This is a genomic window from Agrobacterium tumefaciens (assembly GCF_005221325.1).
Taxonomy (GTDB): Bacteria; Pseudomonadota; Alphaproteobacteria; order Rhizobiales; family Rhizobiaceae; genus Agrobacterium.
Map to the genome: position 1 here is coordinate 1530280 of NZ_CP039888.1, position 22056 is coordinate 1552335.

18 protein-coding genes are annotated in these 22056 nt (G+C 60.4%); 4 read left to right on the forward strand and 14 right to left on the reverse strand.

Annotation, left to right across the window (positions count from 1 at the left end):
• Positions 1-354: 354 nt before the first annotated feature.
• Together mfd and CFBP5499_RS08010 are read right to left on the reverse strand one after the other, a co-directional pair.
• Positions 355-3852: a transcription-repair coupling factor gene (gene mfd / locus CFBP5499_RS08005; protein WP_080824917.1), complete on the reverse strand. Its 3498-nt coding sequence runs from the start codon at positions 3850-3852 to the stop codon at positions 355-357.
• A gap of 3 nt (positions 3853-3855) precedes the next feature.
• Positions 3856-4167 carry a succinate dehydrogenase assembly factor 2 gene (locus CFBP5499_RS08010; protein WP_080824916.1) on the reverse strand — a complete coding sequence of 104 codons (312 nt, stop codon included), beginning with the start codon at positions 4165-4167 and terminating at the stop codon, positions 3856-3858.
• Between the two features lie 189 nt (positions 4168-4356).
• Here CFBP5499_RS08010 and recG point away from each other — a divergent pair, with 189 nt between their 5' ends.
• From recG to CFBP5499_RS08030, 3 genes are all read left to right on the forward strand, one after another.
• Entirely contained in the window at positions 4357-6462 is a 2106-nt protein-coding gene (gene recG, locus CFBP5499_RS08015) for an ATP-dependent DNA helicase RecG (protein ID WP_080824915.1), read from the forward strand.
• Positions 6463-6473: 11 nt separating this feature from the next.
• On the forward strand, positions 6474-6746 hold the full coding sequence (locus CFBP5499_RS08020) for a hypothetical protein (protein WP_080824914.1): 273 nt from the start codon (positions 6474-6476) through the stop codon (positions 6744-6746).
• Positions 6747-7175: 429 nt separating this feature from the next.
• Complete coding sequence (locus CFBP5499_RS08030) at positions 7176-7388, forward strand: prevent-host-death protein (RefSeq protein WP_080824913.1); 213 nt, start codon at positions 7176-7178, stop codon at positions 7386-7388.
• On the opposite strand, the gene CFBP5499_RS08035 is transcribed toward CFBP5499_RS08030, so the two are convergent.
• The 10 genes from CFBP5499_RS08035 to pcsA form a co-directional block, all read right to left on the reverse strand.
• The gene (locus tag CFBP5499_RS08035) at positions 7385-8053 is read right to left on the reverse strand and encodes a DUF502 domain-containing protein (RefSeq protein ID WP_080824912.1); all 669 of its coding nucleotides are present in this window, start codon (positions 8051-8053) and stop codon (positions 7385-7387) included. The two genes, CFBP5499_RS08030 and CFBP5499_RS08035, sit on opposite strands and share 4 nt — an antisense overlap.
• Before the next feature lie 13 nt (positions 8054-8066).
• Positions 8067-8570 carry a GNAT family N-acetyltransferase gene (locus CFBP5499_RS08040; protein ID WP_080824911.1) on the reverse strand — a complete coding sequence of 168 codons (504 nt, stop codon included), beginning with the start codon at positions 8568-8570 and terminating at the stop codon, positions 8067-8069.
• Complete coding sequence (gene glmS, locus CFBP5499_RS08045) at positions 8567-10393, reverse strand: glutamine--fructose-6-phosphate transaminase (isomerizing) (protein ID WP_080824910.1); 1827 nt, start codon at positions 10391-10393, stop codon at positions 8567-8569. Before glmS ends, CFBP5499_RS08040 begins: the two co-directional genes overlap by 4 nt.
• Positions 10394-10597: 204 nt before the next feature.
• Positions 10598-11959, reverse strand: coding sequence for a bifunctional UDP-N-acetylglucosamine diphosphorylase/glucosamine-1-phosphate N-acetyltransferase GlmU (glmU, locus tag CFBP5499_RS08055; protein WP_137066266.1), 1362 nt, complete (start codon positions 11957-11959; stop codon positions 10598-10600).
• A 207-nt stretch (positions 11960-12166) separates the two neighbouring features.
• Positions 12167-12904: a FadR/GntR family transcriptional regulator gene (locus tag CFBP5499_RS08060; protein WP_080824909.1), complete on the reverse strand. Its 738-nt coding sequence runs from the start codon at positions 12902-12904 to the stop codon at positions 12167-12169.
• Between the two features lie 212 nt (positions 12905-13116).
• Positions 13117-14190 carry a BMP family ABC transporter substrate-binding protein gene (locus CFBP5499_RS08065; RefSeq protein WP_080824908.1) on the reverse strand — a complete coding sequence of 358 codons (1074 nt, stop codon included), beginning with the start codon at positions 14188-14190 and terminating at the stop codon, positions 13117-13119.
• Positions 14191-14219: 29 nt separating this feature from the next.
• The gene (locus tag CFBP5499_RS08070) at positions 14220-15140 is read right to left on the reverse strand and encodes an ABC transporter permease (protein ID WP_175416655.1); all 921 of its coding nucleotides are present in this window, start codon (positions 15138-15140) and stop codon (positions 14220-14222) included.
• Positions 15140-16231, reverse strand: a complete 1092-nt coding sequence (locus CFBP5499_RS08075) for an ABC transporter permease (protein ID WP_080824906.1) — start codon at positions 16229-16231, stop codon at positions 15140-15142. Before CFBP5499_RS08075 ends, CFBP5499_RS08070 begins: the two co-directional genes overlap by 1 nt.
• A complete protein-coding gene (locus CFBP5499_RS08080; RefSeq protein ID WP_175416773.1) occupies positions 16221-17777 on the reverse strand; it encodes an ABC transporter ATP-binding protein in 1557 nt (518 codons plus the stop codon). The genes CFBP5499_RS08075 and CFBP5499_RS08080 overlap by 11 nt, the downstream gene beginning before the upstream one ends.
• Before the next feature lie 212 nt (positions 17778-17989).
• The gene (gene pcsA / locus CFBP5499_RS08085; RefSeq protein WP_080827297.1) at positions 17990-18715 is read right to left on the reverse strand and encodes a phosphatidylcholine synthase; all 726 of its coding nucleotides are present in this window, start codon (positions 18713-18715) and stop codon (positions 17990-17992) included.
• A 209-nt stretch (positions 18716-18924) separates the two neighbouring features.
• Between pcsA and CFBP5499_RS08090 the strand changes: the two genes are divergently transcribed.
• The gene (locus tag CFBP5499_RS08090) at positions 18925-20133 is read left to right on the forward strand and encodes a UbiH/UbiF family hydroxylase (RefSeq protein WP_080824905.1); all 1209 of its coding nucleotides are present in this window, start codon (positions 18925-18927) and stop codon (positions 20131-20133) included.
• Here CFBP5499_RS08090 and CFBP5499_RS08095 read toward each other — a convergent pair.
• Entirely contained in the window at positions 20117-21055 is a 939-nt protein-coding gene (locus CFBP5499_RS08095) for an AEC family transporter (RefSeq protein ID WP_080824904.1), read from the reverse strand. The two genes, CFBP5499_RS08090 and CFBP5499_RS08095, sit on opposite strands and share 17 nt — an antisense overlap.
• 27 nt (positions 21056-21082) lie before the next feature.
• Positions 21083-21829, reverse strand: coding sequence for a cytochrome c biogenesis CcdA family protein (locus CFBP5499_RS08100; protein WP_130932429.1), 747 nt, complete (start codon positions 21827-21829; stop codon positions 21083-21085).
• Between the last annotated feature and the right edge of the window lie 227 nt (positions 21830-22056).

Consider the following 22056-nt stretch of genomic DNA (forward strand, 5'->3'; position numbering starts at 1 on the left):
CCGCCGCACCGGGTATGAAGCTGAGACTACGCCCGCGAAGACTACCGGCAGATGTCCATTTCGTTACATCGCCGTAATTTTCGCTGAGCCGAGTGGGGTAGGTTTTCGGCTATTAGATATTTGGCCGAAGGCGCGCGGGGCTTACCCCCCTCTGCCCTGCCGGGCATCTCCCCCTCAAGGGGGGAGATCGGCAGGAGGCGCTCTCGTCGCGTCATCCTCAAACGTTGAGATGGGCGAAACCTCGCCGCAGATCGATCTCCCCCCTTGAGGGGGAGATGCCCGGCAGGGCAGAGGGGGGTAAACCCCAACCACCTTCGGTCCGTTGCCAAATGGACAACCCCCTAAAGCTCAAATCTACGACCGCGCCAGTTCCGCAAGCTGCGTCATGATCATCGCCGCGCCCGTCAGCCGTTTTTCCGGCGTCGGCAGATCGCGGTTCAGGAACAGGCTGTGGTCAGGCCGGATTTTCGCCATCGAGCCCTGCTTGCCGATGTAACCGACAAGCGCCGCCGGATTGGGGAATTCCTTGTTGCGGAACTGCACGACGACACCCTTCGGCCCTGCATCCACCTTCTCGACATTGGCGATGCGGCAGAGTGACTTGATGTAGACGATCTTGAGGAGATGCTGGACCTCTTTTGGCAGCGGGCCGAAACGGTCGATCATTTCTGCACCAAAACCGTCGATCTCGCTGATGTCAGCAAGCTCGCCGAGACGGCGATAGAGGCCCATGCGCAGATGCAGATCCGGCACGTAGTCTTCCGGGATCATCACAGAGGTGCCAACCGATATTTGCGGCGACCAGCCGCTGTCGCGCACCTCTTCGTCGCCCTTCACCTCGGCAACGGCCTCTTCCAGCATCTGCTGGTAAAGCTCGAAACCGACTTCCTTGATATGGCCGGACTGTTCCTCGCCGAGTAGATTGCCCGCCCCGCGAATATCGAGATCGTGGCTGGCGAGCTGGAAGCCGGCGCCGAGCGTATCGAGCGATTGCAGCACCTTCAGCCGCCGCTCGGCCATCGTCGTCAAGACCTTGTTGACCGGCAAAGTGAACAGCGCGAAGGCACGCACCTTCGACCGGCCGACGCGGCCGCGCAACTGGTAAAGCTGCGCCAGACCGAACATATCGGCACGGTGCACGATCAGCGTATTGGCTGTCGGCACATCAAGACCGGATTCGACGATGGTGGTCGACAGCAGCACATCGTATTTGCCATCATAGAAGGCGTTCATGATGTCTTCCAGTTCGCCCGCCGCCATCTGGCCATGCGCCACTGCGACCTTCAATTCCGGCACATCCGATTGCAGGAATGCGTGAATATCGGCGAGATCGGCTAGCCGCGGGCAGACGTAGAAACTCTGGCCGCCGCGATAATGTTCGCGCATCAGCGTCTCGCGGATCACCAGCGGATCAAACGGGGAAATGAAGGTGCGCACCGCCATGCGGTCCACCGGCGGCGTGGTGATGAGCGACAATTCGCGCACGCCGGTCATGGCCAGTTGCAGGGTGCGCGGAATGGGCGTCGCGGATAGCGTCAATACATGTACGTCGCTCTTCAGCTCCTTCAGCCGCTCCTTGTGTTTCACGCCGAAATGCTGCTCTTCATCGATGATGAGCAAGCCGAGATTGGCAAAGCTGATGCCCGCACCGAGCAGCGCATGAGTGCCGACAACGATATCCGTCTTGCCGTCAGCCACTTCCTTTTTCGTAAGCGTCAATTCCTTGGAGCCGACGAGGCGCGAAGCCTGCTGCACCCGGATCGGCAAACCCCGGAAACGTTCCGAGAAGGTGCGGAAATGCTGGCGTGAAAGCAAAGTGGTCGGCACCACCACCGCCACCTGAACGCCGTTCATGGCGGCGAGGAACGCGGCGCGCAACGCCACTTCTGTCTTGCCGAAACCGACGTCGCCGCAAATCAACCGGTCCATGGGCCGGCCGGCGCCGAGATCATCGCGCACCGCCTCAATGGCGTTCAGCTGGTCTTCCGTCTCATCATAGGGGAAACGGGCAGCGAATTCGTCATAAAGCCCATCCGGCGCAATGAGCGCCGGCGCGTGGCGCACCAGACGCGCCGCCGCAATGCGGATAAGCTCGTCGGCCATGTCCAGCAGGCGCTTCTTGAGCTTGGCCTTGCGCATCTGCCATGCGCCGCCACCCAGCTTGTCGAGCGTCGCTTCCGCTGCGTCAGAACCGTAACGCGAGAGAAGATCGATGTTTTCGACGGGCAGAAACAGCTTGGCGTCATCGGCATAGTGCAGTTCCAGACACGCGCGCGGCGCGCCCGCCGCCTCGATTGTCTGAAGCCCGACGAAGCGGCCGATACCGTGTTCAGCGTGGACAACAAGCGAACCTTCGTCCAGCCCCGCCACTTCGGAAATGAAATCCGCACCGCGCTTGCGCCGCTTCGAACGCCGCACCATACGGTCGCCGAGAATATCCTGCTCGCCGATGACTGCGAGCGTTCCGGTTTCGAAACCCGCTTCAAGGCTCAGCACCGCCGCAGCGGCCTCACCCTTGCCGAGTTTTTCCACCTCTTTCAGCGATGTCACCGGCTTGATCTTCTCAAGCCCGTGCTCGTTCAGCACCTGCAACAGCCGGTCGAGCGAACCTTCCGACCAGCCCGTTATCAGTACCTTCCAGCCCTTGGCGCGACGCTCGGCAATGTGTTTTACCGCCAGATCGAAGACGTTGATCCGCTCCTGATCGCCCGCTTCCGTCACCGGGCGCGCCCAGCGCGGCCCGACATGAGCGTCGAGCGTCGCAACCGGACGGCCTTCAGCATCGTGTTCGTTGAAGGGCGTCAGCCGCACGGCGTTGACGCTGGCAAGTGCCGCATCGAAGCTCTTGCCGTCAAGATAAAGCTGTCCCGGCGATACCGGCTTGTAGGGCGCGCCCTGCGTCGAACCCTTCGTCTCGCCGGACGCCCGCCGCGCCTCGTAATAGTCGAGAACCAGCTTGGAGCGTTCTTTCGCCGCTTCCTTCGCCGTGTGATCGGTGACGATGCGGAAACCCTTGAGATAATCGAAAGCGGTTTCCAGCTGCTCGTAAAACAACGGCAGCCAATGCTCCATGCCGGCATAACGGCGGCCTTCGGAGACGGCCTGATACAACGCGTCGTCACGCGTCGCCGCGCCAAACAGCGAAAGGTAATTCTTGCGGAAACGGCCAATCGTATCCGGCGTCAGCGTCACTTCGCTCATCGGATTCAAATCGAGCGAGCGCGCCTGGCCGATGGTACGCTGGCTGGCCGGATCGAAGGTGCGGATGCTCTCCAGCGTATCGCCGAAGAAGTCGAGCCGCACCGGCTCTTCCGTTCCCGGCACGAAGACATCGAGAATGCCGCCGCGCACGGCGAATTCACCCACCTCGCGCACTGTCGCCACGCGGTCGAAGCCGTTGCGCTCCAGCCGCGCGGCAATCTCTTCCATACGGATCTGGTTGCCGGGCTTGGCCGAAAAGCCGAGATTTTCGATGATGTCACGCGGCGCCATCTTTTGTAGCATGGCATTGACGGTGACGAGAACGATGGCCGGATGCGGCTTTTTCGCATGATTGATGAGGCCGGCGAGCGCCGCAAGCCGCCGCGCCGAGGTGTCGGCGCTCGGTGACACGCGGTCATAGGGCAGGCAGTCCCAGGCCGGCAGCGTCATGACGGGAATGTCAGGTGCGACGAAACCGAGTATCTGTTCGAGATCGGCGACCCGCTGGCCGTCCGACATCACATAGGCCACCGACGTGCCCGCCCGCACTATGTCGGCGAGCAAAAGGGCTTCCATGCCTGATGGTACGTTTCCGATGGTCAGCGGCGTATCGGCCGACGACACCAGCTTTGCATCGAATCCGGCTATCATGTTTCAGGCCTTCAGGGTTTCGGCGGTGACGAGATCAAAATCGGGACGGTAGGAGGCGATCTTTTCAAACAGCGGGGTCTGGAATTTTTCCGGGATGGCAAGGGCGCCCGTCACCATCTTGACGAGATCATTGTCCTCTTCCGCCATGATGACTTCCAGCTCATCGAGCTGGTCATCGGAAAGCAGCGCAATGTTGTCTTCCGCGAATTGCCCGAGAACGAGGTCCATCTCGCGAATGCCGCGGTGCCAGCAGCGGTAAAGTATCCGCCGGCGTCTCGGATCGAGGTCGGCACTCGTGCGCACCAGTCCAGTCATCGCATTCACCTTTCGGTTGACTATTCAACAATGTGTTGACTGCGACCTCCTATAGAACAGGAGGCGAACGCTTGGGAACCGGTTTTTATCGAAATAATGCCACGACAGCGAAAATCTGCCGGTGATAACCCGCCTTTGTCGAGGCCGAAGTCTTGCATAACGTGTCTCCTTCCCCGATTTTGCTGACCCATGCGCCCGGCCATTCTCGATCCGCTGTTTGCTTCGGTTTCCACCCTTGCCGGTGTGGGGCCGAAGCTCGCCGATCTTCTGGCGAAATTGTTGAGCCGGGAAAGTGCCGATGACACACGCGTCATCGATCTCCTCTTCCACGCCCCGTCGAATGTCATCGACCGCCGCAACCGCCCTGGCATCGCGCTGGCCGCACCGGGCGCCATTGTCACCATTCAGGGACGCGTCGACCGGCACCAGCCGCCGCCATCAGGCAATCGCTCTGCGCCCTATCGGGTTTTCCTGCATGACGAGACCGGCGAACTGGCGCTGACCTTCTTCCGCGCCAAGGGCGACTGGCTGTCCAAGGCCCTGCCCGTCGACGAAGAAGTGCTCGTCAGCGGCAAGGTGGACTGGTTCAACGGCCGCGCCTCCATGGTGCATCCGGATTTCATGGTGAAGCTTTCCGAGGCGGAAAACCTGCCGCTGGTCGAGGCCGTTTACCCCATGACCGCCGGGCTATCCCGTAAAGTGCTGCGGCGGGCGATCGAAGGCGGGCTGTCGAAGCTGCCCGACTTTCCGGAATGGATAGACGAAACCTTGAAGGCCCGGCAGGGCTTCGGCGATGTCGCCTCAAGCTTCCGCGAGCTGCATGACCCGCGCGATAGCGCTGATATCGAACCGCAGGCCCCGGCGCGCAGGCGGCTGGCCTATGACGAATTCCTCGCCGGGCAATTGTCACTGGCGCTGGTGCGTCAAAGGTTGCGCAAGGTGGCGGGCCAGCCGATACGCGCCAAGGGCGATATCGCCGCAAAAATCCTGTCTCAACTGCCCTTCTCGCTGACGGCAAGCCAGAGCGCGGCGGTGAAGGATATTCTGACCGATATGGCCGGCGAAGACCGTATGTTACGGCTGCTGCAGGGCGATGTCGGTGCGGGTAAGACACTGGTGGCGCTGATGGCCATGGCGACAGCGGTGGAGGCCGGCGGACAGGCGGTGCTGATGGCGCCAACCGAAATCCTCGCCCGCCAGCACTACGCCACCATCTCCAAGCTCGCTCAGGCGGCCGGCATCACCGTCGAGGTCCTGACCGGCCGCACCAAAGGCAAGGAGCGACGTGAGATCGAGGAGCGGGTGGCCTCCGGCGAAGCGCAGATCGTCATCGGCACACACGCACTGTTTCAGGACAGCGTGAGTTACAAAAACCTCGTGCTGGCCGTGGTGGACGAGCAGCACCGTTTCGGCGTACACCAGCGCCTGCGTCTCACCGCCAAGGGCATCACGCCGCATATGCTGGTCATGACCGCCACCCCCATTCCGCGCACGCTTGTCCTGGCCGCTTTCGGAGACATGGATGTCTCCAAGCTCACCGAAAAACCGGCCGGCCGCAAACCCATCCAGACCGTGACCATCCCCACTGATCGCATCGGCGACATTGTCGAGCGTCTGCGTGCGGCGCTGAAGGATGGCAAGAAGGCCTACTGGATCTGCCCGCTGGTGGAGGAAACGGAGGAATCCGACCTCATGTCGGCGGAAGAGCGCCATGCGGTTCTGTCGCAGATGCTCGGCGCAAATATTGGCCTGATCCACGGACGCATGAGCGGCCCGGAGAAGGATTCCGCTATGCTGGCCTTCAAGAGCGGCGAAACCCGGCTGCTGGTGGCGACGACCGTGGTGGAAGTGGGCGTGGACGTTCCGGATGCCACGATCATGGTCATCGAACATGCCGAACGTTTCGGCCTTGCCCAGCTGCACCAGCTGCGCGGTCGCGTGGGGCGCGGCGACGAGGCCTCCACCTGCATCCTGCTCTACAAAGGCCCGCTCAGCGAAAACGGCCGCGCCCGGCTTTCCATCCTGCGCGACAGCGAAGACGGCTTCCTGATTGCGGAAGAAGACCTGAAATTGCGCGGCGAAGGCGAGCTGCTCGGCACCCGCCAATCCGGCACACCGGGTTTTCGCATCGCCAGCCTCGAGGCCCATGCTGACCTTCTTGAAATCGCCCGCAAGGACGCGGCTTACGTCATAGAGCGCGATCCTGAACTCACAGGCCCACGCGGCGAAAGCCTGCGCACCCTGCTCTACCTGCATCGCCGCGACGAAGCGATCCGCTTCCTGCACGCCGGCTGAAAGTGACCGCCATGAACATGATCGACCCCCGCCGCCCGCCACCCGCCTTCCGCAAGGGCTACGCGCTCTGCTCGCCGCAAAACATCCTGCAGCCCGAGACATTTGCGAAAAGCGAGAAAAAGGCGATCGGCAAAGCGTTCAAGAAGCCCGGCCGCAAGAAGGCATGGGCGGAGGCGCTGGAACAGGGCTGGAGCGTGCGGCTGGTCTATATGCGGCTTTTCGTTCCGGTTTTCCACGCGACGAATACGGGGACAGAGGTGGACGATCTCGATGACGAGGATTGATTTGGGAGCCTTGAAGAGAGTTTGGCCAGATGTGAGTTTTCGGGAGGTTATCCATTCGGATTTGACCAGAGGGTGCGTGAGGCTTACCCCCCTCTGCCCTGCCGGGCATCTCCCCCACAAGGAGGGAGATCGGCAAGCGGCGCTGCCGTCACTTCGTTCGCGGACGGTGAGATGGGCGAGACTGGACCACGAGTCGATCTCCCCCCTTGTGGGGGAGATGCCCGGCAGGGCAGAGGGGGGTAAGCCTCACGCGCCGTCAGCCCCTTGTCAGTGCGCCCCTAAAAGGTGAATGCTTTCATTGTCCCGATCATTCTTGGTTCTCTATGATCATTTGTGAACCACCTTGGTTGGTCAAGGTTTAGACCGTAGCTTGCTATGACGCATGAGGCGGACTATTTTTCCGCTAGAGACTGAACACGGGAACTAGCCATGCCGATATCCGTGACCGAATTAAAAGGCCAGTTTACTGAACCGGCGCGCCGTGCCGAAGCAGGCGACGAAATCAATACAGTGGCGGATGCGAAGTCCCGCAAGGCCGCGTTGGAAAAAATACGGGCCGCCATCGCGCATAACACCAATGACGGACCGAATGCCGCGCAAAGTCGGGACTTCCTCTATGACGAATACGGCCTGAGTATCTAAACCGGCGCAATCACCTTCGGCGGCGTGAAATCAGGTGCCACCAGACCACCTGATATCAACAGCTTCGCCGCGTCCTCCGGCGTCATGTCCAGCATGACGATCTTGTCTTTCGGCACGAACAGCAGGAAACCCGCCGTTGGCACCGGGGTCGGCGGCAGGAAGACGGCGACCATCTGTTGGCCCATCTCGTTGAAACGGTGGGCAAGCTCGCCCTTGACTTCCGAAGATACGAACACCATCGCCCAAGTGCCGGAAGAGGGAAATTCGATCAGGCCGACTTTCTTGAAGGAGTTCGAATGCTCTTTCAGCACGGATTCGAACAGCTGCTTGATGCTCTTATAGATCGGCCGCACCAGCGGCATGCGGTTGAGAACGGATTCGCCGACGCCGAATATCCACTTGCCGATCAGGTTATTGCCGAGAAAACCGATGAGCGTGATGCCGATGACGGCGATCAGCAGGCCGAAGCCGGGGATTGCTACATCGAAATATTGCTCGGGATCGTAACGGGCGGGAATATAGGGCTTAACCCAGCTATCCGCCCATTGCAGGAAACTCCACACCAGCCACATGGTGATGGTGACGGGCGCAAGGATGAGGACGCCCGTGAGGAAGCTGTTGCGCAGGCGGGCTGCGAATGAAATTTTGACTGGAATATCGGTCATTTACCGTTCGGAATTAAGCGTTGTCGCCATCGAAACCCGGATGAAAACCGACAATGCCGGATGGAGTTCCGCCATGCAAGCGAAGAACTGTGAAATATTCGTCAGGAATCCCCTCGGCACTCAGGCCCTCGACGGGACGAAAACCGAAGCGGCCGTAGTATGCGGGATCGCCGACAACGACGCAGCCGGCAGCGCTCAGCCGCTCCAGCGCGGCAAGTCCTTCGCGCGCCAGCTTTGACCCGACACCCTCACCCTGCCTTTCCGGCGTGACGGAGAGCGGCGCGAGGCAGAACCAGCCGGTCTCGCCGCTTGACAGCGTCACCGGCGAGAAACCGACATGGCCGACGATGCCTTCGCTGTCTTCCGCCACCAGTGAAACCGTCAGTGCGCCAGCTTCCCGCAGCCGCGCGACGATCAGTTGTTCTGTCCCGCTGCGGTGTTCGACGTTACGGAAGGCATCTTCCGTTACGCGAGCGATCGCTTCCTCGTCACCCTGCCGTTCCGGCCGGATTATCATTCCACCGTTACCGATTTTGCCAGATTACGCGGCTGGTCCACATCCGTGCCCATGAAGACGGCGGTGTGATAGGCGAGCAGCTGGATCGGCAGCGAAAAGACCATCGGCGCTATAAGCTCGTCGACATTGGGCAGCGTGATTGTCGCCATGGTGTCGAGCTTGGAGGCTGCGGCCCCCTTCTCATCGGTGATGAAGATGATGCGGCCGCCGCGCGCTGCGACTTCCTGCATGTTCGATATGGTCTTTTCGAAGAAGCGGTCGTGAGGCGCAATGACGATAACAGGCATGTTCTCGTCGATCAGCGCGATCGGCCCGTGCTTCAGCTCGCCGGCGGCATAACCTTCGGCGTGGATATAGGAAATTTCCTTGAGCTTCAGCGCGCCTTCCAGCGCCAGCGGGAAGCTGGTGCCGCGGCCGAGATAAAGCACATCCTTGAAGCGCGACAGATCGCGCGACAAAGCCTCGATCTGCGGCTGGATGATGTTCAGCACCTTGCTCATGATGCGCGGCATCTCGATCAGATGCTGCACCAGTTGCTTTTCCTCACCCGGTTTCAGCGTGCCGCGCGCCTTGCCCGCGGCAACGGCAAGCGAAGCGAGCACGGCAAGCTGGCAGGTGAAGGCCTTGGTGGAGGCGACCCCGATTTCCGGACCGGCGAGGATCGGAAAGATCGCATCCGATTCACGGGCCATGGTCGATTCGCGGGTATTGACCACCGCGCCGATCTTCAAGCCTTCCTGCTGGCAATAACGCAGGGCCGCCAGCGTATCGGCGGTTTCGCCCGATTGCGAAATGAACAGCGCCGCCTGCGTGGGGACGAGCGGGATTTCGCGATAACGGAACTCCGAGGCGACATCGATTTCCACCGGCAGGCGCGCATAACGCTCGAACCAGTATTTGCCGATCAGGCCGGAGAGATAGGCCGTGCCGCAGGCGGAAATGGCAAGGCCGGAAAGCTTGGCGAAATCGATCGCCTTGTCGGCATCCTTCACGGTCTTGGTGGAGAAATCCACGTAATGGCTGAGCGCATGGGAAATCACTTCCGGCTGCTCGTAGATTTCCTTTTCCATGAAGTGGCGATGATTGCCCTTGTCAACCACAAAGGCCGTCGCCTGCGAGATCTGCCGCTCGCGCTTCACCGGTTTGCCGGAGAAATCGATGATTTCCGCACCTTGCCGAGTGATGATGGCGCAGTCGCCATCCACCAGATAGGTGATCTCATTGGTAAAGGGCGACAGCGCGATGGCATCCGACCCCAGGAACATTTCTCCCCGGCCGTAACCGACGGCAAGCGGCGGGCCGGAACGGGCCGAAAGCAGCGTGTCGGGATCATCCTTGAACATCACGACCAGCGCATAGGCGCCGGTAACGCGGTTCAGCATCTTCAGCATCGCTTCGCGATGGCCAAGCCCTTCGCTGGTATATTTCGCCAGAAGCTGCGCCACCACTTCGGTGTCGGTCTGGGTGGTGAAGGTAGCGCCCTCGGCGGTCAGCTCCTCGCGCAGCTCGGCAAAGTTCTCGATGATGCCGTTGTGAACGACGGCAACGCCCTCAACGAAATGCGGATGGGCATTGGTCTCGTTCGGCACGCCATGTGTCGCCCAGCGGGTGTGGGCAATACCGACCACGCCCGGCAGCGGCTTTTCCGAAACCAGCTTTTCCAGATTGAACAGCTTGCCTTCGGCCCGGCGGCGATCCATCGCGCCATTGTCGATGGTGGCGACACCCGCCGAATCGTAACCGCGATATTCGAGACGCTTCAGCGCATCGACAAGCCGTTCAGCAACGGGCTGGGTTCCGACAATTCCGACAATTCCGCACATATATTTCTCCAGACGGCGATCTCTTCGCCGAAACTTCCAGAGTATTTCCGCCTTTCCCTGAAATGCGAAAATACTCCCCTTTTTTGTTCTGACGCTTTTCCGGACGTAAAACCGCTGCGCAGTTTTGCTGGAAATGCTTTAACCGTTTCCGTGAAATCGGCAATTATGCCGCCGGTCACTTTCGGTATCGCTCGGTAACGTCCCTCAGGACGATTTTTTCGTGGCTTCCTTAAGCGCTTTCGCCCGCTCGCGCACAATGGTTGCACGGCCCGGCTTGACCTCCTGGCGCGCGCGCCCGAAAGCCAGCGCATCGGCGGGCACATCATCGGTAATGACGCTGCCGGAGGCGATATAGGCCCCCTCACCGATCGTCACCGGCGCAACCAGCGAAGAGTTGGACCCCACGAAGCTGTTCGCACCGATCCGCGTTTCGGCCTTGTTATAACCATCGTAATTGCAGGTAATAGTGCCAGCACCGATATTGCTGCCCGCGCCGATGAAGGCATCACCGATATAGGTCAGATGATTGACCTTGGCGCCTTCGCCGATTTCAGCCTTCTTGACCTCGCAGAAATTGCCGACCTTGGCATTGGCATGCAGGTTCGCACCCGGCCGCAGCCGCGCATAGGGACCGACCGTCGCCCCTTGCGCGACATGAGCGCCTTCGAGATGCGAGAAGGCATGGATCACGGCGCCCGGCTCGATTGTCACGCCGGGTCCGAAGACGACATTCGGTTCGATCAGTGCATCCTGCCCGATCTTGGTGTCGAAGGACAGGAACACGGTCTCAGGCGCGATCATCGATACACCATCCACCATCAATTCATGGCGGCGGCGCTCCTGCCAGAGCTTTTCGATAAAGGCCAGTTCGGCGCGGTTGTTGCAGCCGACCAGTTCATTTTCCGGCGCATCGATGGCAACCGCACGGCGGCCGAGCGAGCGGGCTATCTCGACGATGTCGGTCAGATAATATTCGCCCTTCACATTGCTGTTGCCGATCCGGCCGAGCAGATCGAGCGCATTGCGGCCATTGACCGCCATCAGACCGCTGTTGCACCAGGTCACCTTGCGCTCTTCGTCGGTAGCGTCCTTTTCCTCACGGATCGCTACCAGCTCGCCATTCTCGACCAGAAGCCGGCCATAACCCGTGGGTCGCTCGGTGTGAAAACCGATCACGGCAACGTCGGCACCGGCCGCAATCGCCTCACGCGCCCGGTCGAGCGTTGCGGAAGTGATGAGCGGCACGTCGCCATAAGCGACGATCAGGTCGTCAAAACCACGCTCGATGGCGGCGCGGGCGGCGAGAACCGCGTGACCGGTGCCCTTGCGTTCCGTCTGAAGGAAGGCTTCGACCTCAAGGCCCGGCAGGCTCGCGGCCGCAGCGACATTATCGGCATCGCGCCCGACGACAAGCGCCACCGTGCCGACACCCGATCCAGCCACCGCCTGCACCACATGCGTGATCATCGGACGCCCGGCGACCGGATGCAGCACCTTGGATTTCGACGATTTCATGCGCGTGCTGTCGCCCGCTGCGAGAATAACGGCTAGAGAGCTGCGCTCCATAAGACCTCCAACACCTGCCACCCGCCGCAGGGCGGATGGGACAAGGGCATATGTTTGACTTCACACCGTCCGGCCAGCCGGAAAGGCGCATCGGTAATCTATTCCGGCATTGCTATAACGGCGGCCCGCTTAAGAAACCATGCAAATCCCAACCAAAATTTCCGCAGCGATTTTCATCAAACGTGATCAGCGGCGGAAGGCTGTGATCTATTTGCGGGAATTGCGGGCGGTGAATTGCAGGATCTGCTGGCGGCCGTTTTCGATCAGCCTTTCCATTTCACGGCGGGCACCCGCCTCGTCGCGCAGGCGAAATGCCTCGACGAGCTTCAGATGCGAAGCGGACACGTCGGAAATCTCGTGGGGGTCCGCTTCCGGGTTGCTCATGCGGAAAATGCCCACAAGCGCCGCCTTGATCAATGAACCGACGGTGCGCATGAACGGATTGCCGGACATTTCGGTAATGAGCACATGGAAACTCATATCCGCAAGCGCGCGCTTTTCCTTGGAATAAGCGGTATTGCCCATCTCGTTGGCATAGGCGGCAAGCTTGGCGATATCGGCGTCCTTTGCCCTGATGGCGGCCAGTCCCGCACCATAGGGTTCGAAAGCCTGGCGTATATCGTAAAGATGCAACAGGAACTCGTCGCTCACACCCGCCTCGAAATGCCAGAGCAGCACTTCGCTATCGAACATGTTCCAGCTTTCACGCTCCGTCACGCGGGTGCCGATACGCGCTTTGGGGGAAATCATGCCCTTGGCGGTCAGCGTCTTCATCGCTTCGCGCAGCACCGTGCGGGATACTTTCAGCCGTTCCATCAAATCGGCATCACCCGGCAGGATGTCACCCGTCTTGAAGGTGCCGGAGACGATATCGAGACCCAGCTTGTGAACGACCTGTGCATGATTTGTCCGCAGCTTTCGAAAACCAATCGCTGCATCGAGCATTCCGCGCTGCAAATGTCATGTCCTTCCGTTCGGCTGGCGATCTCAAAAATCGCGCCAGACGTGTGTATTTCAAGTCAGACTATAGTGAAAAACATCAAGTCGCGTGAAAAGCAAAGGCAAACTTCATCCGCACAGTAAAACGCATGAAAATAAGCAAAGCCGCACATGAACTTCATGTGCGGCCTGTCATCACCAATGGGCGAAAATCCGCATTATTGCGGCAGCTTATCATCCACGCCGGCAACGTAGAAGTTGAGGCCGAGCAGAACCTTGTCCTCAGCCTTTTCACCCGCCTTCAGCCATTCCGAGCCGTCCTGCTTCTTTACAGGGCCGGTGAAGGGGTGCAACTCGCCCGACTTGATCTTGGCTTCGGTGTCCTCGGCCATCTTCTTCACGTCATCAGGCATGTTGGTGTAAGGCGCCATGGTCAGGATGCCGTCCTTCAGGCCGTCCCAGACGGATTCGGATTTCCAGGTGCCGTCGAGCAGGGCCTGCGTGCGCTTGATGTAATAGGCGCCCCAGGTGTCCTTGATGGCGGTCAGCTGCGTCTGCGGACCGGCGGCGATCATGTCGGAAGCCTGACCGAAGGCCTTGATGCCGCGTTCGGCCGCAACCTGCATCGGAGCCGTCGTGTCGGTGTGCTGTGTCAGGATATCGACGCCCTGGTCGATCAGCGCCTTGGCGGCATCGGCTTCCTTGCCGGGGTCGAACCAGGTGTTGGCCCAGACGACCTTGACCTTGAACTCAGGGTTGACGGACTGCGCGCCGAGCACGAAGGCGTCGATGCCCATCACCACTTCCGGGATCGGGAAGGAGGCAATGTAACCGGCAACACCCTTCTTGGACATCTTCGCGGCGATCTGGCCCTGAATGTAACGGCCTTCATAGAAACGCGAATTGTAGGTCGCAACGTTGTCGGCCGTCTTGAAGCCGGTGGCGTGTTCAAACTTCACCTTGGGGAACTTCTGGGCGACCTTCACCGTCGCATCCATGAAGCCGAAGGAGGTGGTGTAAACCAGCTCACAGCCGGAGCGGGCCATGCGCTCGATGGCGCGTTCGGCATCCGGGCCTTCCGGAACGCTTTCGAGGAACGGCGTTTCGATCTTGTCACCGAAATGCTTCTGCAGTTCCTGACGACCGATATCATGCGCCTGGGTCCAGCCGCCGTCGGTCTTTGAACCGACATAGATGAAGCAGACCTTCTTGGCGTCCGCGGCCTCGACTGAGGAAACGACGCCGCCGAGCGCCGCGATGGAAGCGGCAAGTGCGATGACCAGTTTTTTCATTTTTACCCCTGTTGGTTTGGAGAACGAATTCAGCGATCCGGCACGAAGGATTTGCCCAAAGATGCCGGCGTGTTGATCAAGGTCGTGCGGCGATTATGCGAGATGATGATCAGCACGACAATAGTAGCGAGATAGGGCAGCGCCGAAAGCAGTTGCGACGGCACACCGATGCCGAATGCCTGCGCGTGCAGCTGCCCTATGGTGACCGCGCCGAACAGATAACCGCCCGCCAGCAGGCGCCATGGACGCCAGGACGCGAAGACGACGAGCGCAAGCGCAATCCAGCCCCGCCCCGCCGCCATGTTTTCCACCCATTGCGGCGTATAGACCAGCGACAGCTGGGCGCCAGCAAGACCCGCGCAGGCGCCGCCGAACATGACGGCCAGATAACGCGTGCGGATGACGTTGATGCCCAGCGCATGGGCGGAACCGTGGTTGTCGCCGATCGCACGGATTTTGAGGCCCGCGCGGCTTTTGAACAGAAACCAGCCGATGCCGGAAACCAGCGCGATGGACATGTAGAAGATCAGGTCCTGCCGGAACAGCAAGGGGCCGAAGAAGGGAATTTCCGACAGGATCGGAAAGACGATAGGCTGCAGCTTGATGCCCGGCAGGCCGACGAAGCTTTCGCCCAGCATGCCGGAGACGCCAAGGCCCAGAATGGTGAGCGCAAGGCCCGTCGCCACCTGGTTTGTCACCAGCGTCAGCGTCAAGAAGCCGAACAGCAGCGAAAAAACCGCTCCAGAGGCGATTCCGGCCAGAATGCCGAGATAGGGCGACCCCGTGATATGGGCGGTCGCAAAAGCGCAGACCGCGCCCATGATCATCATGCCCTCGACGCCGAGATTGAGCACGCCCGAACGCTCCACCACCAACTCGCCGGAAGCGGCGATGACCAGCGGTGTGGCGGCGGTGATGACGGTGAGGAGAATGGCCTGAAGCATATCCATCATGCCGCTCCTTCTTTTTGATGCGCCCTGCCGGCAAAAACGACCCTGATGCGATAAAAAATCAGCGTATCGCAGGACAGAACGAAGAACAGCATCAGCCCCTGAAACACGCGGGTCACCTTGTCAGACACCCCGATGGAAAGCTGTGCCGCCTCGCCTCCGAGATAGGTCAGCGCCAACACCAACCCGGAGAGAATGATGCCGAGCGGATTGAGACGACCGAGAAAGGCGACGATGATGGCGGTAAAGCCGTAACCCGGCGAAATGCTGGGCTGGAGATGGCCGATGGAACCGGAGGCCTCCGATATGCCCGCAAGGCCCGCCAGCGCGCCTGATAGCAGCAGCGAAAACCACACCATGCGGCTCGACGAAAAACCGGCGAAGCGCCCTGCCCGCGCCGATTGGCCAAGCACGGTGACTTCGAAGCCCTTCAGCATGTAGCGCATCATGAACCACAGCGCGATGGCCGCGATGATGGCGAACACGAAACCCCAATGCGCCCGGCCGGAAGCCAGCATTTCCGGCAACACGGCGCTGTCATTGAAGGGCTTGGTCTGCGGGAAGTTGTAGCCGCCGGGATCGCGCCAGATGCCGCGTGTCAGCCAGTCGAGAAAAAGCTGCGCGACATAGACCAGCATCAGGCTGACGAGAATTTCATTGGTGTTGAACTTCGTCTTCAACAGCGCCGGGATGCCCGCGTAAAGCGCGCCGCCTATGGCGCCCATCACCATCATCAGCGGCAGGATGAGCGGCGAATGCCAGTCGGGATAAAGCACCGGCAGGATGGAACCGGTGATCGCGCCGATGGTGAATTGCCCCTCCGCGCCGATATTCCAGTTATTGGAGCGATAACAGATCGACAGGCCGACGCCGATCAGGATCAGCGGTGCGGCCTTGATTGCCAGCTCATGCAGCGACCAGACTTCAAGCAAGGGTTCCACGAAAAAGGCGTAAAGCGCATCGAGCGGGTTCTTGCCGAGCATGGCGAACATGACGGCACCGACGAGCAGCGTCAAAACCAGCGCCAGAAGCGGCGAAAGCAGGGTGAAAAGCTTCGACACCCCTGCCCGTTTTTCAAGCTCAATGCGCATGCTGGGCGGCTCCTGACTGTGTGTGGATGCCGCCCATCAGCAGGCCGATCTTTTCAAGCGTCATCTCTTCCACCGGATGGGCCTCGGAAAGCTTGCCATCGGAAATGACCGCGATATTGGTGGCGACCTCGAAGATTTCATCGAGGTCCTGGCTGATGACGATAACTGCCGAGCCTGCCCTGGCAAGATCGACCAGCGCCTGGCGAATGCGGCTTGCGGCACCTGCATCAACGCCCCAGGTCGGCTGGTTGACGACAAGTACGGAAGGCTGCCGATCAAGCTCGCGCCCGACGATGAATTTCTGCAGGTTGCCGCCCGAAAGCGAACCCGCCTGCGGGTCCGCGCCGCTCTTGCGCACATCCATGGTTTCCGAGATGCGCCGCGCCGCCGCCTTGATGGCCGAGCCACGGATGACACGCAGAAAACCGCCGGTCAGAAATGCCTTGCGGTCGGAACGTGCCCGCGCCAGCAGCAGATTGTCGGAAAGGCTCATGCCGGGAACAGCGGCATGACCGTGGCGCTCCTCCGGCACGAAACCCGCGCCCATCAGCCGGCGGCCATTGATGCCGATACGGCCGACCGGCTTGCCGCGCAGATGGATGGCATCATTATTATAGACGGGATATTCGCCTGAGAGCGCATCGAACAGCTCGCCCTGCCCGTTGCCGGCCACACCGGCAATTGCCAGCACCTCGCCAGCGCGAACATTCATCGAAACCGACTTCAGCGCCACGGCAAAAGGCGTGCGCGGCGCAACCGAAAGCCCCATGACCTCGATCTGCGGTGCGCCGAGCGCTTCACCCGTGGCGCGCGAGACGCTCGCGACATCGCTGCCCACCATCATGCGCGCCAGCGATGCCGGCGTCTCCCTGCGCGGATCGCAGGCGCCCGTCACCTTGCCATGGCGGAGAACGGTGGCGCGGTCGCAGATGCGCTGCACCTCTTCGAGCCGATGGCTGATATAAAGCACCGAACGGCCTTCGGCCTTCAGCTTTGCCAGCGTCTCGAACAGCTTGTCGGCTTCCTGCGGCGTCAAAACCGAGGTCGGCTCGTCGAGAATGATGAGGCGCGGGTTCTGCAACAAAGCGCGCACGATCTCGATGCGCTGACGCTCGCCGACCGAAAGATCGGCCACATGTGCGTATGGATCGAGCGGCAGACCATAGGCCCGCGACAGCGTTTCCGCTTGCCCGGCGATTTCCTTCAATGAAATTTTCGGATCGAGCGACAGGGCGATGTTTTCAGCAACCGTCAGCGCTTCGAACAGCGAAAAATGCTGGAATACCATGCCGATGCCAAGCCGGCGGGCCTCGCTTGGCGAGCCCACGGAAACCGGCTGACCCTGCCAGATGATATCGCCCTCGGTCGGCGAAAGCACGCCGAACAGCATCTTGACGAGCGTGGATTTTCCCGCGCCGTTTTCGCCCAGAAGCGCATGGATTTCGCCCGGCGCAATATCGAGATCGATACCGTTGCAGGCGGCGAAATTGCCGAACAGCTTGGTCAGCTTGCGAACGGACAGGAGAGGCACGGCCTCCGGCGCCAAAGTTCCAGTCACTAGTTCCCTCTCTCACCGACCGCCGCGCCTTCTTCGAAGCGTTTCAAACGATCGTGGTCATTGTTCCCAATCGGACGCCAATGCGTATGCAATTTCATCCGATCAAGACTTATTGATAACTGTTTTGCTGCTGCGCACAACTGAAAAAGACGCTGCTTAAATGCAATTTGCACAAGCAATAAATGGCTTTACCTTTTTTCTCATTTCGCGCCGAGCGACGGGAAAAACTGCAATACTCCACCAATGCAATAAAGATAGATGCCGCTCGCCACGAAGGCGATCACCGCCCATGTCGGCGCTTCGAAATGCATCAGCAGCGCATAACCGCCAAGCGCGCACCAGATAGCCACGACAAGGAGATTAAGCGGCCGCAACCTCTTCACCCGCACCGGATGCAGGAAGTTGATCGGCAGGAATGTCAGGAACACCGAAACGGTGACGACGGTCATGGCGGTGGTTGCGCTGGCATCCATGACGAACAGGGTGAAAACCACCATGTTCCACACCACCGGGAAGCCGGAGAAGAAATATTCATCCGTCTTCATGCCCATATCGGCATAATAAATGGCGCTCGACACCACGATCATGCCGGCCGCCACGAAGGATAGCGGCTCGCCGATCATGCCGCTCTGGTAAAGCGCAAAGGCGGGCAGAAGCACATAGGTGACGTAGTCGATGATATTGTCGAGCGTATCGCCGGACCAGTTGGGCAGCACTTCCTTCACCCGCACCTTGCGGGCAATCGGGCCATCGATGCCGTCAACCAGAAGCGCAAGGCCCAGCCACCAGAACATATCGACGAAACGGTGTTCGGCCGCCGCGACGACGCCGAGAAACGCCAGAAACGAACCAGAGGCCGTCAGCATATGCACGGAAAAGGCGCGGATTTCCGCATAGGGAACACGCTTGTAGTTGAAAAGTTTCATGGTCAGCGCCTGCGCCCCGTTTTTCATCCGCCCTGTTCATTCCGGTATGCGGCCATTCACCACGCTTTGCAACCGGCTCAATCCGCTTATCCTAAGACTAATATAGCCTCGCAACCAACGAATGTTTGTACCCCGATGTTCCGCTGCCGAAGTGGATTTACCCGCCCAAAGCCTCTATGATGCTCGTGAAATAACAATGGATCAGGACTATGAGACACTTCGATATCGCTATTACCGGTGCGGGACTTGCGGGCCAGATCGCGGCCATCGCACTGGCGCGGGCCGGCCGCCATGTGGCGCTCATCGCGCCTTCGAGCGAAAAGAAGGACCAGCGCACCACGGCGCTGATGGACCAGTCGATCCGTTTCATGGACCGTCTTGGCCTCTGGTCGCGCATCGCGCCTTCGGCCGCACGCCTTTCCACCATGCAGATCATCGACGGCACCGACCGGTTGCTGCGCGCGCCGACCGTGCAGTTCCGCTCCTCCGAAATCGGCCTCGATGCTTTTGGCTGGAATATTCCGAACGAGGCGCTGCTCAGCGTTCTCGCAGAAGCGGTCGAGCAGGAGCACAATATTACCCGCCTCGACACGACGGCCGAGACGATCGACATCGGCAATGACCGAATCTCGGTCACGATCGCGGATGGTGAAGTGCTTTCCGCCGATTTCCTGATCGGCGCTGACGGCAGGAAGTCTATGGTGCGGGAAGCGGCCGGCATCGGCGCAAAATCCTGGTCTTATCCGCAGACCGCCGTGGTTTTGAACTTCGGCCACAGCCGCCCGCACGGCAATGTCTCGACGGAATTCCACACACCGACAGGACCTTTCACACAAGTGCCCCTGCCGGGAGACCGTTCCAGCCTCGTCTGGGTCGTCACGCCACAGCAGGCGGAAGAACTGACGGCGCTGCCGCTGGAAGCTTTGAGCCTGAAGGTCGAGGAGCGCATGCAATCCATGCTCGGTGCTGTTGTCGTCGAGAACAGCGTGCAGGCATGGCCACTGTCTTCCATGACGGCGCATCGCTTCGGCAAAGGCCGCGTCGCTCTCATCGGTGAAGCTGCGCATGGCTTCCCGCCGATCGGCGCGCAGGGGTTGAACCTCAGCCTGCGCGATATCATCGCCCTGACCGAACTGCTGGGCGCCGTCTCCGACCGACCGATTGCGGCGGATGCCGGCAGCAATTTTGACCGCAAACGGCGCGCGGATGTCTATAGCCGCACCCTCAGCGTCGATCTTCTGAACCGCTCGCTGCTTTCCGACTTCCTGCCCATCCAGATGGCGCGCGCGGCCGGCCTGCATGTTCTCTCCGGCATCGGCACGCTCAGAAGCATGGTCATGCGCGAAGGTATCGAGCCGGGGCGCGGGCTGAAGGCCCTGCCCTCGTTGCTGTTCGGCAGTTTCAAAAAGGCTGGATGAAATAAACCACGCCCGTCAGCGTAAAGACCGACAGCACCGTCGAGATCAGGATCGTCGCTGACGCCCTCTCCTGCCAGACATGATATTGCTGGCCGATGACGAAGACATTCGTCGCGGTCGGCAGTGCTGCCAGCAGTACCGCGGAATAAATCCACACGGGTTCGAAGCGGCCGAGCGACGACAGCACCAGATAAACCGCGAGCGGATGCACTATCAGCTTGGCCGGCACGATATAGCTGATCTCCACCGGCACCCGTTTCATTGGCCGAAGCGCCAGCGTCACGCCCATGGCGAAGAGCGCGCAGGGTGCCGCCGACTGCGCCAGATAGTCCACAAGCCGCTGCACCGCCTCTGGCGGCTGCCAGGAGAGCGAAGCGGCCAGAAAACCGGCGATGACAGATACGATAAAGGGATGGGTGATGACCTTGCGCGCCACATCCAGCGCAAGCCTTGCGGCCGAGCGCTTATCGCCGCCCGCAACCGCCATCATCGCCGGCGCGACGATGAAATGTGCAGCGTTTTCAAGGCAGACGATCAGCGCCACCGGCACCGCCGCCTTTTCGCCAAGCGCCAAAAGCGCAAGCCCCGGCCCCATATAGCCGATATTGCCGTAGCTTGCCGCAAAACTCTGGATCGTGGTTTCGGCGAGGCTGTTCTTGCGCACGAAGCGGCCGATCAGGAATACCAGAAGGAAAATGCCATAGGTGCAGGCAAGGCTGGCGGCGACGAAATCCATCCGCGCCAGCTCTTCCACCGGCGTCTTGGAGACAAGCTTGAAAAACAGCGCCGGCAGCGCGGCATAGATGATGAAGGTATTCAGCCAGCCCATCGCCTCGACCGGCTGCTTGGTTATGCGCGCCGCACCGTAGCCGATGAAGATCAGGCCAAAAAACGGCAACAGCAATCCAACGATATCAGCCACAGTCGTTCCCCCACATCCGCGAGAGGCTTAGCCGATTTTCATCAGGATCGGAAAGGTCTCCTGGAACCAGATCGCAACATTGGTGATGAAACCGGACATGAAAGCGAGACCGGTGAGCACCAGCAGCACGCCAAGCAGTTTCTCCACGAGACCGAGATGGCGGCGGAAGCGGACGAGGAAACGCATGAAGGACCCGGAAAACGCCGCGGCGATCCAGAACGGCACCGCAAGGCCAAGCGAATAGACCGCAAGCAGCGTAGCGCCATCGCCCACCGTATCCCTCGAAGCGGCAACCCCGAGGATGGCCCCGAGAACCGGGCCGATGCAGGGCGTCCAGCCAAAGGCGAAGGCGAGACCCATGACATAGGCCCCGGAGAGCGTGGCAGGCTTGCCCGCACCCTGAAACCGCGCCTCGCGCGCAAACAGGCCGATTCGGAAAACACCGAGGAAGTTCAGGCCCATGAGGATAATGATGAAACCGCCGATCTTGGCAAGAATATCGAGATTCTGCCGCAGCAGCGTACCGACCGTCGAGGCGCCTGCCCCGAGCGCCACAAACACCGTGGCGAAACCGAGCGTGAAGCAGAAGGCCGAAAACAGAACGGCCCTGCGAACCTCCGGCCGCGGCGCGGTCTCTTCCGTCCTGAACTGCTCGACCGAAACACCCGCCATATAACAGAGATAAGGCGGCACCAGCGGCAAAACGCAGGGCGAGAGAAATGAAAGAGCGCCGGCCAGAAGCGCACTGAACAGGGAAATATCGGCAATCGACAAGAAAGAACTCCGCATCCCGCAAAGACCCGCGATTCTCACTATTCGCCGATGCTTCACGCTTCATTTTCGTGCATGTCATTGCTGCAAAACGATTTCACCCGTCTGCCGGACACGCCTGAAGCCGGTTTTATCCCCAGCCGCCCCCTCTCTCCAATCACCTTTTCGGGGGTGCGACAAAAAAAACCGTATTGAGTGTCGAAACCGCTTTTTTTGGGTTGACCGAACGG

Coding starts and splice junctions, on each gene's coding strand:
- CFBP5499_RS08035 (WP_080824912.1), bottom strand. CDS start 8,053: ATGACCGATATTCCAGTCAAAATTTCATTCGCAGCCCGCCTGCGCAAC.
- glmS (WP_080824910.1), bottom strand. CDS start 10,393: ATGTGCGGAATTGTCGGAATTGTCGGAACCCAGCCCGTTGCTGAACGG.
- recG (WP_080824915.1), top strand. CDS start 4,357: ATGCGCCCGGCCATTCTCGATCCGCTGTTTGCTTCGGTTTCCACCCTT.
- CFBP5499_RS08010 (WP_080824916.1), bottom strand. CDS start 4,167: ATGACTGGACTGGTGCGCACGAGTGCCGACCTCGATCCGAGACGCCGG.
- CFBP5499_RS08020 (WP_080824914.1), top strand. CDS start 6,474: ATGAACATGATCGACCCCCGCCGCCCGCCACCCGCCTTCCGCAAGGGC.
- CFBP5499_RS08040 (WP_080824911.1), bottom strand. CDS start 8,570: ATGATAATCCGGCCGGAACGGCAGGGTGACGAGGAAGCGATCGCTCGC.
- CFBP5499_RS08065 (WP_080824908.1), bottom strand. CDS start 14,190: ATGAAAAAACTGGTCATCGCACTTGCCGCTTCCATCGCGGCGCTCGGC.
- mfd (WP_080824917.1), bottom strand. CDS start 3,852: ATGATAGCCGGATTCGATGCAAAGCTGGTGTCGTCGGCCGATACGCCG.
- CFBP5499_RS08030 (WP_080824913.1), top strand. CDS start 7,176: ATGCCGATATCCGTGACCGAATTAAAAGGCCAGTTTACTGAACCGGCG.
- CFBP5499_RS08060 (WP_080824909.1), bottom strand. CDS start 12,904: ATGCTCGATGCAGCGATTGGTTTTCGAAAGCTGCGGACAAATCATGCA.
- CFBP5499_RS08075 (WP_080824906.1), bottom strand. CDS start 16,231: ATGCGCATTGAGCTTGAAAAACGGGCAGGGGTGTCGAAGCTTTTCACC.
- glmU (WP_137066266.1), bottom strand. CDS start 11,959: ATGGAGCGCAGCTCTCTAGCCGTTATTCTCGCAGCGGGCGACAGCACG.
- CFBP5499_RS08090 (WP_080824905.1), top strand. CDS start 18,925: ATGAGACACTTCGATATCGCTATTACCGGTGCGGGACTTGCGGGCCAG.
- CFBP5499_RS08070 (WP_175416655.1), bottom strand. CDS start 15,140: ATGGATATGCTTCAGGCCATTCTCCTCACCGTCATCACCGCCGCCACA.
- pcsA (WP_080827297.1), bottom strand. CDS start 18,715: ATGAAACTTTTCAACTACAAGCGTGTTCCCTATGCGGAAATCCGCGCC.